General features: G+C 47.1%; 11 protein-coding genes. 2 read left to right on the plus strand and 9 right to left on the minus strand.

Annotated elements, in window-relative coordinates; translation table 11 throughout:
* Positions 1 to 11: 11 nt before the first annotated feature.
* Complete coding sequence (locus tag ASG93_RS24370) at positions 12 to 950, plus strand: aldo/keto reductase (RefSeq protein WP_056836144.1); 939 nt, start codon at positions 12 to 14, stop codon at positions 948 to 950.
* Between the two features lie 675 nt (positions 951 to 1,625).
* Positions 1,626 to 2,381, plus strand: coding sequence for a DeoR/GlpR family DNA-binding transcription regulator (locus ASG93_RS24375; RefSeq protein ID WP_056836146.1), 756 nt, complete (start codon positions 1,626 to 1,628; stop codon positions 2,379 to 2,381).
* A 56-nt stretch (positions 2,382 to 2,437) separates the two neighbouring features.
* Here the strand turns inward: ASG93_RS24375 and ASG93_RS24380 are convergent, their stop codons facing one another.
* The 9 genes from ASG93_RS24380 to ASG93_RS24420 form a co-directional block, all read right to left on the minus strand.
* A complete protein-coding gene (locus ASG93_RS24380; protein WP_056836148.1) occupies positions 2,438 to 2,632 on the minus strand; it encodes a YbdD/YjiX family protein in 195 nt (64 codons plus the stop codon).
* A gap of 4 nt (positions 2,633 to 2,636) precedes the next feature.
* On the minus strand, positions 2,637 to 4,697 hold the full coding sequence (locus tag ASG93_RS24385) for a carbon starvation CstA family protein (protein ID WP_056836149.1): 2,061 nt from the start codon (positions 4,695 to 4,697) through the stop codon (positions 2,637 to 2,639).
* A 196-nt stretch (positions 4,698 to 4,893) separates the two neighbouring features.
* Positions 4,894 to 5,637, minus strand: coding sequence for a LytR/AlgR family response regulator transcription factor (locus ASG93_RS24390; RefSeq protein ID WP_056836151.1), 744 nt, complete (start codon positions 5,635 to 5,637; stop codon positions 4,894 to 4,896).
* A 6-nt stretch (positions 5,638 to 5,643) separates the two neighbouring features.
* Positions 5,644 to 7,248 carry a LytS/YhcK type 5TM receptor domain-containing protein gene (locus ASG93_RS24395; protein WP_056836153.1) on the minus strand — a complete coding sequence of 535 codons (1,605 nt, stop codon included), beginning with the start codon at positions 7,246 to 7,248 and terminating at the stop codon, positions 5,644 to 5,646.
* Between the two features lie 179 nt (positions 7,249 to 7,427).
* A complete protein-coding gene (locus tag ASG93_RS24400) occupies positions 7,428 to 8,684 on the minus strand; it encodes an MFS transporter (RefSeq protein ID WP_056836155.1) in 1,257 nt (418 codons plus the stop codon).
* 163 nt (positions 8,685 to 8,847) lie between these two features.
* Positions 8,848 to 9,927 (minus strand): ROK family protein, encoded by a 1,080-nt coding sequence (locus ASG93_RS24405; RefSeq protein ID WP_082615068.1) that lies wholly within the window; start codon positions 9,925 to 9,927, stop codon positions 8,848 to 8,850.
* Between the two features lie 340 nt (positions 9,928 to 10,267).
* On the minus strand, positions 10,268 to 11,623 hold the full coding sequence (locus tag ASG93_RS24410; protein ID WP_056836157.1) for an extracellular solute-binding protein: 1,356 nt from the start codon (positions 11,621 to 11,623) through the stop codon (positions 10,268 to 10,270).
* A 26-nt stretch (positions 11,624 to 11,649) separates the two neighbouring features.
* Positions 11,650 to 13,248: a response regulator gene (locus ASG93_RS24415; RefSeq protein WP_056836159.1), complete on the minus strand. Its 1,599-nt coding sequence runs from the start codon at positions 13,246 to 13,248 to the stop codon at positions 11,650 to 11,652.
* Positions 13,245 to 15,059 carry a sensor histidine kinase gene (locus ASG93_RS24420; RefSeq protein ID WP_056836161.1) on the minus strand — a complete coding sequence of 605 codons (1,815 nt, stop codon included), beginning with the start codon at positions 15,057 to 15,059 and terminating at the stop codon, positions 13,245 to 13,247. The genes ASG93_RS24415 and ASG93_RS24420 overlap by 4 nt, the downstream gene beginning before the upstream one ends.
* Between the last annotated feature and the right edge of the window lie 64 nt (positions 15,060 to 15,123).

Consider the following 15,123-nt stretch of genomic DNA (forward strand, 5'->3'; position numbering starts at 1 on the left):
GATGATGTCATATGAAGCACATTCAAATTAAAGGATTAGATAAACCCGTATCTAAACTGATCATGGGATCGGACTTTTTTAGACTGGACAATCGTCAAGAAGTCAGTGATATCCTTGGACATTATTTATCTATAGGCGGAAACACGATTGATACTGCCTTCATCTATTGCGGCGGCCAGAGCGAGCAAGCGATTGGGATTTGGCTGGATGAGATGGGTAATCGCGATGACATCAATATCTTCACCAAGGGCGCACATCATGATGCCAGCGGGTCAAGAGTGAATGCGGAAGCGATTCGCAGTGACCTGTTCACTAGTCTCGAGAGACTGCGCACTGACCATGTTGATCTTTATGCGCTTCATCGCGATGACCCGGCAACACCGGTCGGCGTTATCCTCGAAGCGCTGAATGAACATGTGGAAGCTGGAAGAATCCGCGCCTTTGGCGGGTCCAACTGGACACATGAACGTCTGCAAGAAGCAGCAGATTATGCCGAGCAGCATGGTCTAATTGGCTTCAGCTTCAGCAGCCCTAACCTTAGCCTCGCCAAAGCGAACGAGCCATTCTGGGCCGGCTGTGTCTCAACTGACGAGGGGGCGCTGCGTTGGCACGAAGCCAAGCAGTTTCCGCTGCTGTCCTGGTCTTCGCAGGCACGCGGATTTTTCACTGGACGGTTCACACCGGAGAACCGCGATAACGCCGACCTCGTCCGCGTCTTCTACAGCGACGAGAACTGGACGCGGCTGCGCCGCGCGCAGCAGCTGGCGCAGGAAAAAGGCGTCAGCGCGATCCAGATCGCGCTCGCCTATGTGCTGAGCCAGCCGTTCCCGGCATGCGCGCTCATTGGCCCGCGCAGCGAAGCCGAAATGCTCTCATGCCGTGACGGCGCGCAGCTTGTGCTGTCTCCGCAGGAGCTGGCATGGCTTGATTTGACCGCAGCAACGGTGTAGCAGCTGCTTACTTTTGCGGCACCGCTCGTGTGCCGCTTGAAGCCCTCCCCCCGGCCTATATTGGGCCGGGGGCTTTGTGTGCTTTGTAAATGCACCCACATAATGGATATCAGCCGCTCACTCCTCCAGACTTTCAAACTACCCACTATCCACTGCCACCTACCCACTGCAAGCTACTTTAAAGCTATAAAACATCGTCGCTAACGCAGCAAATTTCGCAATCACATTCACTTTAGCGATGTACTTCAACGTTAACGCAACCCATGACAACTAAACTACTCAAAATGATTCTCTGGGGACTCTTATTTGGCAGATTAAGCTTAAATTGGATGAAATCTAAGCAAATAAGAGCCTCCAGAGACTGCTATTTTTGCTTTTCCGGCACTTTCCACTCAAATAAGAGTCTCTTGGGACTCTTATTCAGGCAGATTAAGCTCAAATTGGATGAAATCTGAGCAAATAAGAGCTTCTAGAGACTGCTATTTTTGCTTTTCGGTAGCGCTCCACTCAAATAGGAGTCTCTGGGGACTCTTATTTGGCAGATCACTTTCCGCGGATCACGCTCCGCGCCTTCATACTTCGACACCATCCGATGGACGGCTTATCCATTGACATGATAAGATATAAGAAAGCGTTATCTACAGGAAGAATAAGGATCTGCTTTTAGGAGGTACAATGGGAAAGACAGACATTCGCCGCGATGCGATTATGCAAGCCATTAAAGATAAAGGCTCCATTGCCTTGACCGATATCGTCAAGCAGTTTGCCGTATCGGAAGCAACGGCTAGACGGGACCTTGAGATACTCGAACAAGAAAAGCGCTGCATCCGCACCTTTGGAGGCGCTGTGCTTGAAAGCTTGAAGGTCGAAGTCCCTTTTTTCAACAAAATGGACCTCTACACGGATGAGAAGAAAGAAATCGCCGACAAGGCGCTGCGCTATATTGAAGATGGCGATATCATCGGTTTAACCGGCGGTACGACGACGACTTTTATCGCTAAAAAGCTTAACCAATTCAAGAACCTTACCGTGATCACGAATGCGGTTAATATCGCCTATGAGCTTATCGGTACGTCGGGACTGCAACTTATCCTTACTGGCGGGGTGATTCGTACCCAAACCTTCGAGCTGTCAGGACCACTCGCCAATGCAACGTTAGAAAATCTCAGCATTCGCAAAACTTTCATGGGTGTGGACGGCGTTTCCTTATCTCGCGGCATGATGATTTATAATGAGCTGGAAGCCGAGACCAACCGACGCATGATGAAGCAGTCGATGGAGACTTACCTCGTTGCCGATCATTCCAAGTTCAGCCGGAGCTCCTTGTTTGTGATTGGGGAAGTCCAAGAAACCATCGGGATTATCAGTGATTCAGCAATAACACCGGAAATGATGCATGCTTTCAAGGAAGCTGGAGCCCCATTTCTATGAAACAATAAAAACGGAGCATCTCGGGTTCATTCCTCCCGTAATGCTCCGTTTTTTCATTAACAGCAGCGATTAATTTTACCGCTTTCATAACGTTCATGAAGGGAAAGCATGTAAAATTCCTTTTCCGTCATAGGTGTATCCTCTGGATGATGATCCTGCAGATGCTTCAAGTATTTATCATAATCCGGGATATTGAAAATAACCTTGATTGTCGTGTTAACCTTCTTTGTAAAACTTGCAATTGTTTTCATGGCATCAGGCTCCAAATGTGGATTGTACAAACGGTGCTTCATTTAACCTAGGTTTTTGTTTTTGAATGATGATCGTATACCATACCCGTAAAGAGATGATGATCATCAGAATGACTACGATACCGAAGAAAATGGTCAGGGCCGCATCGATATAGTTATTTGTCACAATCTGATGCATGACATCCATATTCTTAGCAGGCGCGATAACTTGACCTTTGTCAATTCCTGCTTGATATTTCTTCGCTGCCGCTATAAATCCTATGGCTGCATTATCGGAGAAAGCTTTTTGGAAACCTGCGGTTAATGTCGTCACGGAGAGGAACACAAAAGGAAGGATGCCTACCCAAGCGTACCGGGCTTTGCCCATTTTAATCATAATCGTTACCGCTACGGCTAAAGCAATGGCGGCTAGCATTTGATTCGCGATTCCGAATAGAGACCATAAGGAATTGATGCCTCCGAACGGATCAATGGCACCTTGATATAAGAAGTATCCCCAAGCCGAGCAAACAAGAAGAGAAGCAATGAAATTGTATTTGAATTCTTTCGTTTGGCCAAATGGCTTGTAGAAGTTACCGATTAGATCCTGCAGCATAAAACGGCCAACACGTGTACCGGCATCTACGGCTGTTAAGATAAAGACAGCTTCAAACAAAATAGCGAAATGGTACCAGAATGCTTTGGCTCCATTAAGAAACGTTGAGAAGATCTCTGCCATACCTACAGCAAGCGTTGGTGCCCCGCCAGTTCTCGAAAGGATCGTCTTTTCACCGATGGCTTTGGCCGTGCTTGTAATCTGATCAGGAGTCAGCGTGAAGCCCCAGGATGAGATTTTAGCAGCAACGGCCACAGGATCTGTTCCAATCGCAGCCGGTGAAGAGTTCATCGCGAAGTAAATGCCTGGTTCTAAGGAACAGGCTGCGATCAATGCCATGACGGCGACAAAAGATTCTGCGGCCATACCGGCATAACCGATAAATGGCGCATGACTTTCTCTGTCGATCATTTTCGGAGTAGTCCCCGATGAAATTAAGGAATGAAATCCGGAACATGCGCCGCAAGCAATCGTAATGAATAAGAATGGGAATAAATTCCCGGAAAATACAGGCCCGGTTCCATCAATAAACTTGGTCACAGCCGGCATTTTCAAATCCGGTAAAAGTATCATGATGCCGCCAGCAAGTAAGATGATAACGCCGATTTTCAAAAAGGAGCTCAAATAGTCACGCGGCGCAAGGAGTACCCAAACCGGCAAAATGGAAGCAATGAGGCCATAAACCACCATTAAAATAGCGATTTGCGGAGCAGTGAAGGTGAACATATGAGACAGTAACGGACTTTCCGCTACGAACTGTCCTGACCATAAAGCAATCATCAATAAGACGAAACCAATGATAGAACCCTCGATCACTTTACCAGGGCGAATATAACGCATATAAAAGCCCATGAATATGGCAATCGGCATAGTCATAGCGATCGTAAACATGCCCCAAGGTGATTCAGCTAATGCTTTTACTACGACGAGTCCGAGAACAGCGACGATGATAATTAAAATCGCTAACGTTGCAACGGATGCTAATGTACCGCTGAATCGGCCTACTTCGTCCTTGGCCATTTGCCCGAGCGACTTTCCGTCCCGGCGCATGGATCCAACAAGAGTCACAAAGTCTTGCACGCAGCCGGCAAGTACAGCCCCGATAATAATCCAGAGAATGCTCGGTAAATATCCCATTTGTGCGGCTAATATCGGACCAACAAGCGGTCCTGCTCCAGCGATGGCTGCGAAGTGATGGCCAAAGAGAACATATTTATTGGTCGGGACATAGTCTTTGGAATCGTTATGAACATGAGCAGGAGTTGCCCGTTTGTCATTTAACTCATATATTTTCTTAGCAATGAACCGGCTATAGAAGCGGTAGCCAAAAGCATACGTACAAATCGCGGCAATAATTAACCAAGCTGCCGAAATGTTCTCGCCACTCGAAAGCGCAAGCATAGCGAAGCCTGCTGCACCTAACGCTGCAATCGCACCCCAGATCACATACGAAGTAAATTTGTTTTTCATATCTATCACTCCCAGTAAGTGTTTACATTCTCGATTGAACACAAAAATGAGCCCATACATCCATTAGCGCCACTGGTCATTCCCTTGTTTCCCCTCCATTTGACTCATAATTGTTAGCGCTTGCAAGAAGTATAGCTTGTTTGGTTTCCGAGCGAAATATCTGGAGCGCATCATGCCATATTTGGGCCTTAAGATGTTAAATTTCGAGTTTCAAACGCAGCAGCTTCACATAATTCCGACTAACGGGTATGCTGCTCCTCATCGCGTCATCCATGACCAGATTGTAAGCTCCGTTGACCCAGGTCTTCATCTCGATAATGGATGCCAGGTTGACTAGATAGCTTTTGTGACAGCGAAAAAATCCAAATGGCTCCAATTTTTGTTCCAGCTCTAATAATATATAGGATACGTTATAAGCTTTATCACGAAGATGAACCTGTACATGCTTGATTTCTTTACTGATATACATGATGTCCTTCGGTGACACATAAGTAATGCCTTCATCCAATTCAAGGGCTAGTTTCACACTTGTCATTCCGGAGGAAGGATGGGCAATAGCGACCGATCCGTTCTGGATTCGAATTTTACGCAGTTCTTGAAAGACGATTGCTAAATCTTCTTCGTCATAGGGTTTAAGCATATAATGAAAAGCGCGCAGCTTAAATGCATGGATGGCATATTGATCGTACGCAGTGGAGAATACAATCTTCACCTGTGGATTGATCTCACGGGCGATTTCCGCCACTTGAAGCCCGTTTAAATCCGGCATGTCCATATCGAGAAATAAGACATCCGGATCTTGTTCTTTTACCTTCTTAATCGCATCCATACCGCCGGTCGCCGGGGTCACCTTGTCCACATCTTCGAACTGTTCCAAGAGATAAATTAATTCTTCCCTTGCCGGCGCTTCATCATCAGCAATCACGATATTCCAGCCCACCGACCATCACCTCACCCAGAATCTAATTTTTGTACCTTCCCCTGGCTTGCTCTCAATTTCTAGCGGATGCTCTCTTCCGTAATGGTAGTTTAGACGCTGCTCGATATTCCGTAAAGCCATACCAGCATGTTCCCCATGACTGTTAAGCTTTACGGTTTCTAGACCAACTCCATTGTCCTCGACGGTAATCCGCGCATGCAGCTTTCCGTCATCCAGCTCCTCCTTCACCGTAAGCTTGATCACACCGATTCCTTTCTTATTTTTGATGCCATGAACAATGGCGTTCTCGACAAGAGGCTGAATCGTAAATGGAGGGATCTGGTGATCCAGTAAGCTTTCATCAATTTCAGCAAAAAAATCCATTTGATCCCCAAGACGTGATTTAATCAAACTGAGATAAGACATAACCAATTCGTATTCATCACGTATGGTGATCATGCGTTGATTATTATGGCTCATGTTTTTGCGTAAAAATTTAGACAGATGCATCACCATCTGACGAGCCTCTTCCGGTTTTGTGCGAATAAACGATTTGACAGTGTTCAGCACATTAAAGAGGAAATGGGGATTCATCTGTGCCTGCAGCGAACGAATCTCTGCATCGGCCAGCAGCTGTGCCTGCCTCTCGGATTCGACAAAAGCATACTGCTGTGAAAGCAGACCGGCAAGGGAAGAGAGCATCCGTCTACGAGACGGATTATCATTCTGCTCTCGTTCGAAATATAAGCGAAATTGCCCGATCGGAGGGTGATTCGGAATATAAATGAACAAGTCGGTCCAATGCTTCGTCTTTCTCCCCTCCGCTATCCATGCCGAGCCATTCTTGCTGAAAAAGGCACCAACGGCCTTCATCTCCTTATTCAAAACCTTCGCGATTTCACGTACCGCCTTATCGAATTCCAGCCGCCAAAGCGGCATCGTCATATCCGCAATTTGCAACGCTTTGTGCGCATGCTCCGCGCCTATGCGTTCCTCTTCGCGCTCCATCGTGTTGTACAGCACGAAATAAAGCGCCACACCGATGCTGTTAGCAAGAGTCTGCGGCAAACCTATGAGCGAAACCAGATCTACAGCATCTCCCCAGGGCTTAGCGAGGGCAAGAATAAGGACCATTTGCAGAGCTTCAGCCATGAAACCAACAAGAAAGGCGAGTTGAACGGATGCGACCTTGCGGAAGCGTTTCTTGAGCGCATTTCGGCAGAGTCCAGCCAAGACACCTTGCAGAATGGGCGCAATCATACAAGCTACGGCTACGAATCCACCTAAGCTGTAGCGATGCAGGCCGGCCGCGATACCAACGATGAGCCCGCTTTTCACACCGCCAAGCAAGCCGGCAATGACGACTCCAACCGTTCGAGCATTGGCAATGGCTGCTGTTGGGGCAACTTCGCCGATCCAGGGTGCGGGTCGATACGTGTACTCGGAAACCGTCACTCCCGAGTAAGTAGCCAGAATCGCATAAGCCGTGAAAAAGAAAAGAAATCGCCATTGATAGGTCCTCGTACCTTGATAGCTCATAATACTGCGCATCCAACGACTGCGAGAAAAGGCGAATGCGAGCGCTATCAAGAAGCCAACCCGTTCAATCATATCGACGAACAACTGAAGCATCGTTCACACACCTTTTAACATTCTTTTATAATTATCCTAGCAGAAATCGGGTGACGTTGCAGTAAAAAGACCCGAGAGAGGTCACTTTTTCAAAGTGTCCTTTTTTCGGGTCTTTGCTCGATTTGTAGAAAACATGGTCTCTATTCAGAGCCCTCCCGAAAATCGGGAGGGTTTATGCCTCACTCACTACTCGCCTGCGGCACCACAGTTTGCTTATATTTCAAAGAAGGCAGCATAATGAAGACCCCAACTAGAAATAAAGCTGCACAAGTGATATAAATCGTTTCAAGCGAGAAGGCCGCTTTGATACTTCCAGCCAAACTCATTGTGATGACCATGGCACCCATGAACAAAGGATTCAGAATGCCATTCACGCGACCCACGAACGATTCCTCCGTGTTGCCAAGAATCATGGTATTGATACCAATTTGAATCGCAGGCATGACGAGACCGGACAGAAATTGCATCAAAAGTGCGACCCATAGCAGATGTGTCATGCCAATGACTGCAAACGCAACGACACTTACGGACATCCCGAGTATAAGCAGCGCTTGCGATGACATTTTTTTGGAAAAGCCCATCGTCACGCCTCCGCCGATAATCATCGCGACACCATTCGTGGCCATAAACCATTGCAGGTTCTCTTTAGGCAAGCCTAGATTTTCCGTAACAAGGAAGATACCAAGCGGACTGATTAGACCAATAGCAAGGCCGGCAACGGCAAAGCAGCCTCCCAAAGTGACAAGCATTTTATTCTTCAGCACATACCGGAAGCCTTCGCCCATCTCAGCAAAAATATGTGTGGATGGTCCTGCGGATCCTTTTTCAGCTTTACGGTCAGATGGTAGAAACGTTAGCACAAGAGCTGAAAGCAAGAAGCAAACTCCCATGATCGCTATAGCAACTTCGATTCCAAAGGTATAATACACGAAAGTCCCCATAATTGGTCCCAAAATCATGAAGATTGCCATCATTGATTGAAACAGCGACATCCCCATTTGCATTTGGGATTCATGCACATGAACCTTGAACAGCTTCATCCCGGACGGTTGAGAGAATTGGGATAGGATGGACGACACTAATGTAGCAAAAAAGATCGCCTTCCATGAACCATAATACAGGGTAATCATAATGATAAATACCGAGGCAGCGCTGAGTATATCGCACCAGACCATCGTGAGCTTAGGTCTCCATCGATCCGCAAAAGCACCGCCAATGAAAGAAAAAATAAATATGGGCGCAAACTCGGCAACGGAAATCAAGGAAACCGAGTAAGGATCGTTATTCGTCATGTCGGTTACATAGAGGAGAATCGCGAAGTTACGAATCCAAATCCCGATTTGGAGAAAAATACCCGACAACATAATGGACTGCACGAAACGATTGGCAAAAAAGGAACGCATCGTTGGCGCAGAATTAGATACGGCTTGTGACATAGAAAAAAAACACCCCTTCGATAATAGATTGGTCCATAAAACGTCAACTTCATTCCGACGTAACCGGAACCAAGAATGTTTCATAAACCTCATCTAATGTAACGAAAAAGGTGCCTAACGTCTAGTGAAATTTGTCATATGACTGGTAATAAATTGAAATGACTCAGCGTCCATCCCTCGACATGAGCAGGGCTGCGCCTACAGCTCCTGCGGAGGATCCAAGAGCGGATGTTACGAATCGGACCGGGCTTAGAATCGAAGGCAAACAGCGATCCTTGATGATCTCACGCATCGGTCCTAGAAGCGGCTCGCCGATATGCGAAGCGCCGCCGCCAAGAATGACCACCTGCGGATTGAGCAGGTGGAGGATGCTCACGAGCCCGACGCCGAGGGCTCGTCCCGCTTCGCGCAGGATGCCGATGGCGTCGGCATCCCCTTCCGCGGCTGCGGCCGCGACCAACCGCGCATCGACGCGGTCAGGGTCGCCTCCCGCGAGCCTCGTAAGGGCGCCGGCTGCGTCGCCGTCGCCTTCCGCAACGCGGCGCACGTGCTCGGCGCCGCGGCGGCCAATGGCAGTGCCTGACGCGTAGAGCTCCAGGCACCCCACATTTCCGCAGAGGCAGCGCGGCCCATTTCCATCAATGGAAATGTGGCCGAGCTCCCCTGCGTTATGGTTGACTCCGGCGATCAAGCGGCCGCCGGAGATAATGCCCCCGCCGATCCCCGTGGAGATCGTCACGAAGATACAGTCCGGCGCGCCCTCGCCCGCGCCGGCCAGCCATTCGCCAGCCGCTGCGGCGGTGGCGTCGTTCTCGAGCCGGACCTCGCATGCGAAGCGGTCCGATAACACGGCGGCGACGGCAACGTTGCGCCAGCCGAGATTCGTGGCGAAGGTGACGACACCGTTCGCCGTATCGAGCGTGCCCGCGGTGGCGACGCCAATACCGCGGAGAGCGCTGCGGCTGCCGGGCACAGCCGCGAGAATTCCCTCGATCAGGTTACCCAGACGATCGAGCACAGCTACTTCCCCCTGCTGCGCAAGGGTAGGGATCTCTTCCCGTGCGATGATGCTGCCATCGTACGCAACCAGCGCGGCCAACATCTTCGTGCCTCCCAGATCCACCCCAACAAAGTACTCCCGAACGAAAACATCTTGTTCTTCCCCGATGTTTTTCGCTACTTTTTCTTGCTTCATGCTGTTATCCTTTACAAAAACATCCTGCTTGTCTTGCTCCAGTGTCATCTCTTTTTTCCCCTCTCCCCATCAATCCAGCCTCCAACCAATCGGATACGCCTCCGACAATGTCACAGGCAGTCTTCCAACCGCTTTCTCTTTCCCTAGCAGCACATTCGCGAGAGAAACCATCGCAAGCGGCCGTTTTTATAACAAGCATAATAAGTCTTTATCTCAGGAAATTCAAGTAAATCATAAGGATTTCTCCCGGCAGCCACGACAACATACAGCTCTTTCCTTCGAACTAATTCTTTAAACAACCTGCTTTGTCCTGCTGAGAATGTTGCATTATATGTGACAATGACAATTTGTTTGTTACCCTTACAAGCTGGATCGTATAGACATCCTACTATTTGGTGTGGGTTTCTTCCTTATTCGAAGCCTCTTGCTGCTTCTGTATGTCCGCCATTAAGGAGGTAGGATCTGTTCTGCCGCCTATTAATTCTTGCATACCGCGCTCCAATTTTTCCCTGACTTTCGTTTGAATGCGTGAGTCGAATGCGGGGAAAGCACCTTTACTGGTTGCAAACACATTCAGAATTTCTGTAATCAGTGGATTCACATTGCTCGTATCCTGCAGCTTCATGGCAGGTGGCATTCCTTCTTCGACGAGCTGTCTTTTTTGCATGGAATCGTTATACATTTGCTTGATAAACTCCTTGATGGCCACCAGCTGATTTGGCGTCACTTTTTTAGAGAATCCATAGGCATTGGACCATCCTCCGTTGATATAACCATCTCCTGGCCCCCCCATAGCTGGAAAACTCATAAAGCCTACATCCTTTACGATGGATGACTTCTCAGGGTCAAGCAGCGGCGTATTCGCCCAACTGCCATCGAACATGAAAGCCGCTTCACCGATGCTAAATTTATTTTGCTGCTCGGCATAAGCCAGCGCTAAGCTGCCTTCTTGAAGATACCCCTTTTGAATAAACGTATGATATTTTTCAAAAGCATCAACAACATCCGGATCCGTCCATCGTTTACTTCCATCCAAAAAGCCTTGAACAGAATCTGGCCCTGCCGTACGTACCCACATGGTATTGCTCATCATGTTAATGACCCATGAATCTTTAGCCGCCATTGCGAATGGCGTTATTTTCTGGGCCTTTAGCTTCGCGGCAGCTGTGAGCAGTTCCTCCCACGTTCGAGGTGGTTTTATTTGATGATCCGCCAAAATCCTTTTGTTATAGTACAAGCCCTCGACGTACCCTGCCATTGGAATTCCATAAATTTTACCGTTAACCGTAAACTCTTCGAAGCTATAAAACTTATTGATTAATCCAAGCTCATTAAGGATAGGCGTAAGATCAAGCAGTCTATTCGCTTTGACATAATCCTTCGTATCCGTTCCGCCGAACAAGTCGAATATTTCCGGCGGATTCCCAGCGGCCATCTCCGCTCTCAGCTTTTCGAAGCGATTAACCTTATCCTCCACCCCATCTAACGTAATGGACAAGCCTGGCACCTTTGACTCCGTAGCTTTTACGACATCCTGCAGCATCGCGAAGCGCTTCTTCTGCGTATCTTTCACTTGCGTATGACGAATCGTCAGCAGAATCGGCTCTCCTTTTACCCCTGTTGGGCTGGGAGTCTCGCCCGCATGAAGGTTTTGTTCCTTGTTCGAAGTTAAGCTGTTGCAAACAAACACAATGAACGTCATAGCCACTACCGCCGCTACCGAAATCAACGTTCCTTTTCTCATCTTTATTGATCTCCTTTTTGCTTCCTCTACTTCTCTTCTTTGCGCTTTTCGCGAAACTCCGACGGAATCTCGCCAGTAAACTTTTGAAATACTTTGGTAAAATATCGCCGTTCGATGTATCCTACTGCTTTTCCGATGTCCGTAATACTTTTATCACTATGGAGCAGCATCGACTTCGCCAATTCCATCCGATGTTTCGTGACATATTCAACGAAGGTTTCTCCAAAATGCTGCTTAAATAATAAACTAAAATAGCTGGAGCTAATCCCTAGGGAGCTCGCTATATCCTCGATCCCAAAATCATTCGTATAGTGCGTTCTTATGTATTCCTTCGCCGCTGTCATGAGCAGCTCGCTGTTTTTCTTCTTATTCGTCCCTTCCAGCCCAAGTGCTGCAAGCTGTACCATAACCTGAAGCAATTGTTGAATGCTCTCGCTCTTATCCAGTTGACACCAGATCTGTTCTTCCTCTTGAAAATCAAGGGAATTCATTTCTCGCAATTCGCGAAGCAAATGAAGAATGAGGAAATGCAGCATCTGATAGGCCCTGGCAAAAGAGCTGTCAGACAGACCTTCAAGCAGTAATTTTAAGCGCTTTAAAGCATCCTCCGTTTTGAGACGGTTTAACTGTTTAAGACCTGTTACAATTTCCTCCACCAAATGCCATAAAGAGCTGTTCGCATCAGATGACTCTTTGGAATCTTTATACAACAGTAGGGATTCCTGCTTCCCCAGATTAAGCTGCATGAATCGCTGAAGCTTTCGATAAGCCTCAGAGAGCCCACGTAGTCCAACCGCGACAGGGAAGATGCCGACACTAATGCCTAATTTAACTGATTGTGAAACGTTATGCTGCAGTTGAGCTGCAATTTCATTTAACTTCACCAACGCCACACTTTCATCGGTTTCATTCCATTGGATGATTACACACCACTCGCCTTCGCGGATCTGGAGTACTGTGAACTTCAATTTCTCATCCATTAGCGAATCTTGCAATACATTTCGTACCGCGAAATTCCATAGCTTCCGCTCCTGCTCCGTCCAAGGCAGTGATTTCTGTGAGTAATCATCCACATCAATCATCGCAAATAAGTAGGTCAACGTTTCAAGGTCCATATCATCAATCGGAAGCAGCGTATTCGGCGTAATTTCCGTATAATTCATCAAAACGTCCTGCAGGATTTTCTCATAGGCCAAATTTTTCATTATGCCCCACTTTTGCTGCTCCTCTTGCTCACTAAGCTTCTTGACCTTGATTTCATTCGCCAATTTGCTTATCGAATTCTCTAACTCTTCATAGTTAATAGGCTTCAATATGTAATCGCTCACGCCAACTCGCATCAACGAGCGTACATATTCGAAATCCTGATAACCCGTCACCATAAGCACCGTACAATCCTCATTGATATCACGCAGCTTCTGAACGAACGTAATCCCATCCATTAGCGGCATACGAATATCACTCATAACTAAATCCGGCACATGCTGACTGCTAAGTTCCAGTGCCTCCACTCCGTTTTTGGCCGTTCCAACGATATCAATCCCCAGTTCATCCCAAGGAATAACCGCCTGCAAATTACGCAAAATGTTAGGCTCATCATCTGCCAATATCGCTTTTAGCCTCATAAGCCTTCCCCCTTATTTTTTGGGATCACGATCTTCATCGTCGTACCTTGACCTTCTTGACTGCAGATGAACATGCCATAATGTGTGCCATATTGGATACGTATTCGGTCAGCTACATTGCTGACACCAAGTCCTCTTCGTTCTTCATTCACGCCCAATATTTCGTGAAATGGCGTCTCTAGCTCTGTTTTATAATGGAATTTAGCTAATTTCTCCGCATTTATACCGATGCCGTTATCCTTCACATAAAGAGCAATCCGTTCCCCCTCATCCACAACCTTTACGGAGATCATGCCCATATAATCAATGGGTTCAAAACCATGCTGCAAACTATTCTCTACCAATGGTTGAAGAGTAAGCTTGAGAATGCAATAATCCAAAAGCTCAGGTGGAGCTTGAATGTCATATTGAAATTGATCTTCAAATCGGAATTCTTGAATTTCGAGGTAGCTTTTCAGATGCTCAAGCTCTTGTTTTAGTGAAATCTCTTCTCTGTTTTCCATCCCAATCCGTAATAGATTCCCAAGTCGATACACCATTTGGCTGACTTTCTTCCCTTGGTTTTGGATCGCCAGCACATTGATGGATTCCAGTGTATTAAAAAGAAAATGCGGCTTGATCTGGGCTTGCAGCAGCATAAGCTCGGCCTTATTTTTACGGTCCTGCTGACGTTTGACTTCTTCCAAAAGATCCTCCACACGCACAACCAAGCTGTTGAACCCTCTAGCGAGAGCGGACGTTTCATCCTTACCGCTTTCCTCCATGCGGGTCGTCAAATCGCCGCGCTCAACCTTTTTCATCGAAGAAAGCATACGCAGAATCAACTGAATAATTTTCCTTACGAAAACTAGATTGTACACGAGTGCAAAAAATAAACAGACGAACGTAATCCCCGCGACCAGCTTCATAATCGTCTCAATTTCCCCGGCCACATACTTCCATGAGGTAATCGACACGACGCTCCAATCCTGAACACCCATCTGATTAATATTTAAATGGTAGAGTGAAACTAAGCTTTTTTCATTCTGAAAATTCGCCTTGAAACTGTTATTGTTTAGCTGCAGATCCAATTTGCCAGGCAGCAGCTGCAGCACATTGGCACCTTCTAAATTTTGCTTATTATCATAAAAAATAAGACCGCTTTTATTGACGAGCAAATAACGCTTCGAGCTTTCCTCATTCGTATTGAATGATTTGAATATTTGATCAAGCTCATTGAATTTGAACTTCAGCAGCATGAACCCCAGGTTGTCCATCGTCCAGAAATCTTTGACCATTCTCGCTTGATAGAATTCCCCGCGGCCCGTCCCGAATTCCTTATACTCGGAAGGTCCAATCCAGAGTGGACTTCCGTTCAATTCCTGAATGTGCTGGAATGCGGTACTTTGCGTGAGCGCTGTCCACGGCAAAGCGCTTCCACCCCCGCGCCCCGCATTAAACGATTTGCCGTTATTATTATAAATCGCTACGGATTGTACAGGTGAATAGGTCAATATGGAACCTCGCAGCAAGGTATCAAAGGTATTCAAGTCATAAGACGAGAGCGTTTCTTCATTCGGCTTCACTTCATCGATCGTTCGGTAGATCCCCTGAATGCTCTCTTTTACCATCCAAAAGTCCGAAAAGTAATTAGCTTCCTTGAACATGTAATAAATATTACGGGAAATCGCCTGCAGCGTGACCTCGGTCAAATCGCCGTATTTCTTCTCGATTAGCTGCTGAGATACCGTATAAACAGCGGAGCCCAGTACGAACAATGGGATAATAATGAACATTAAAAAACCGATAAACACTTTTTTGTTCAAATTCATCGACGATGGCAGACTCCTTCCAAACAAAATGAGGCACCATCCTAGAATTGGCGCCTTTCACTGC

The sequence above is a fragment of the Paenibacillus sp. Soil787 genome (genome assembly GCF_001429545.1).
Classification (GTDB): domain Bacteria; phylum Bacillota; class Bacilli; order Paenibacillales; family NBRC-103111; genus Paenibacillus_E.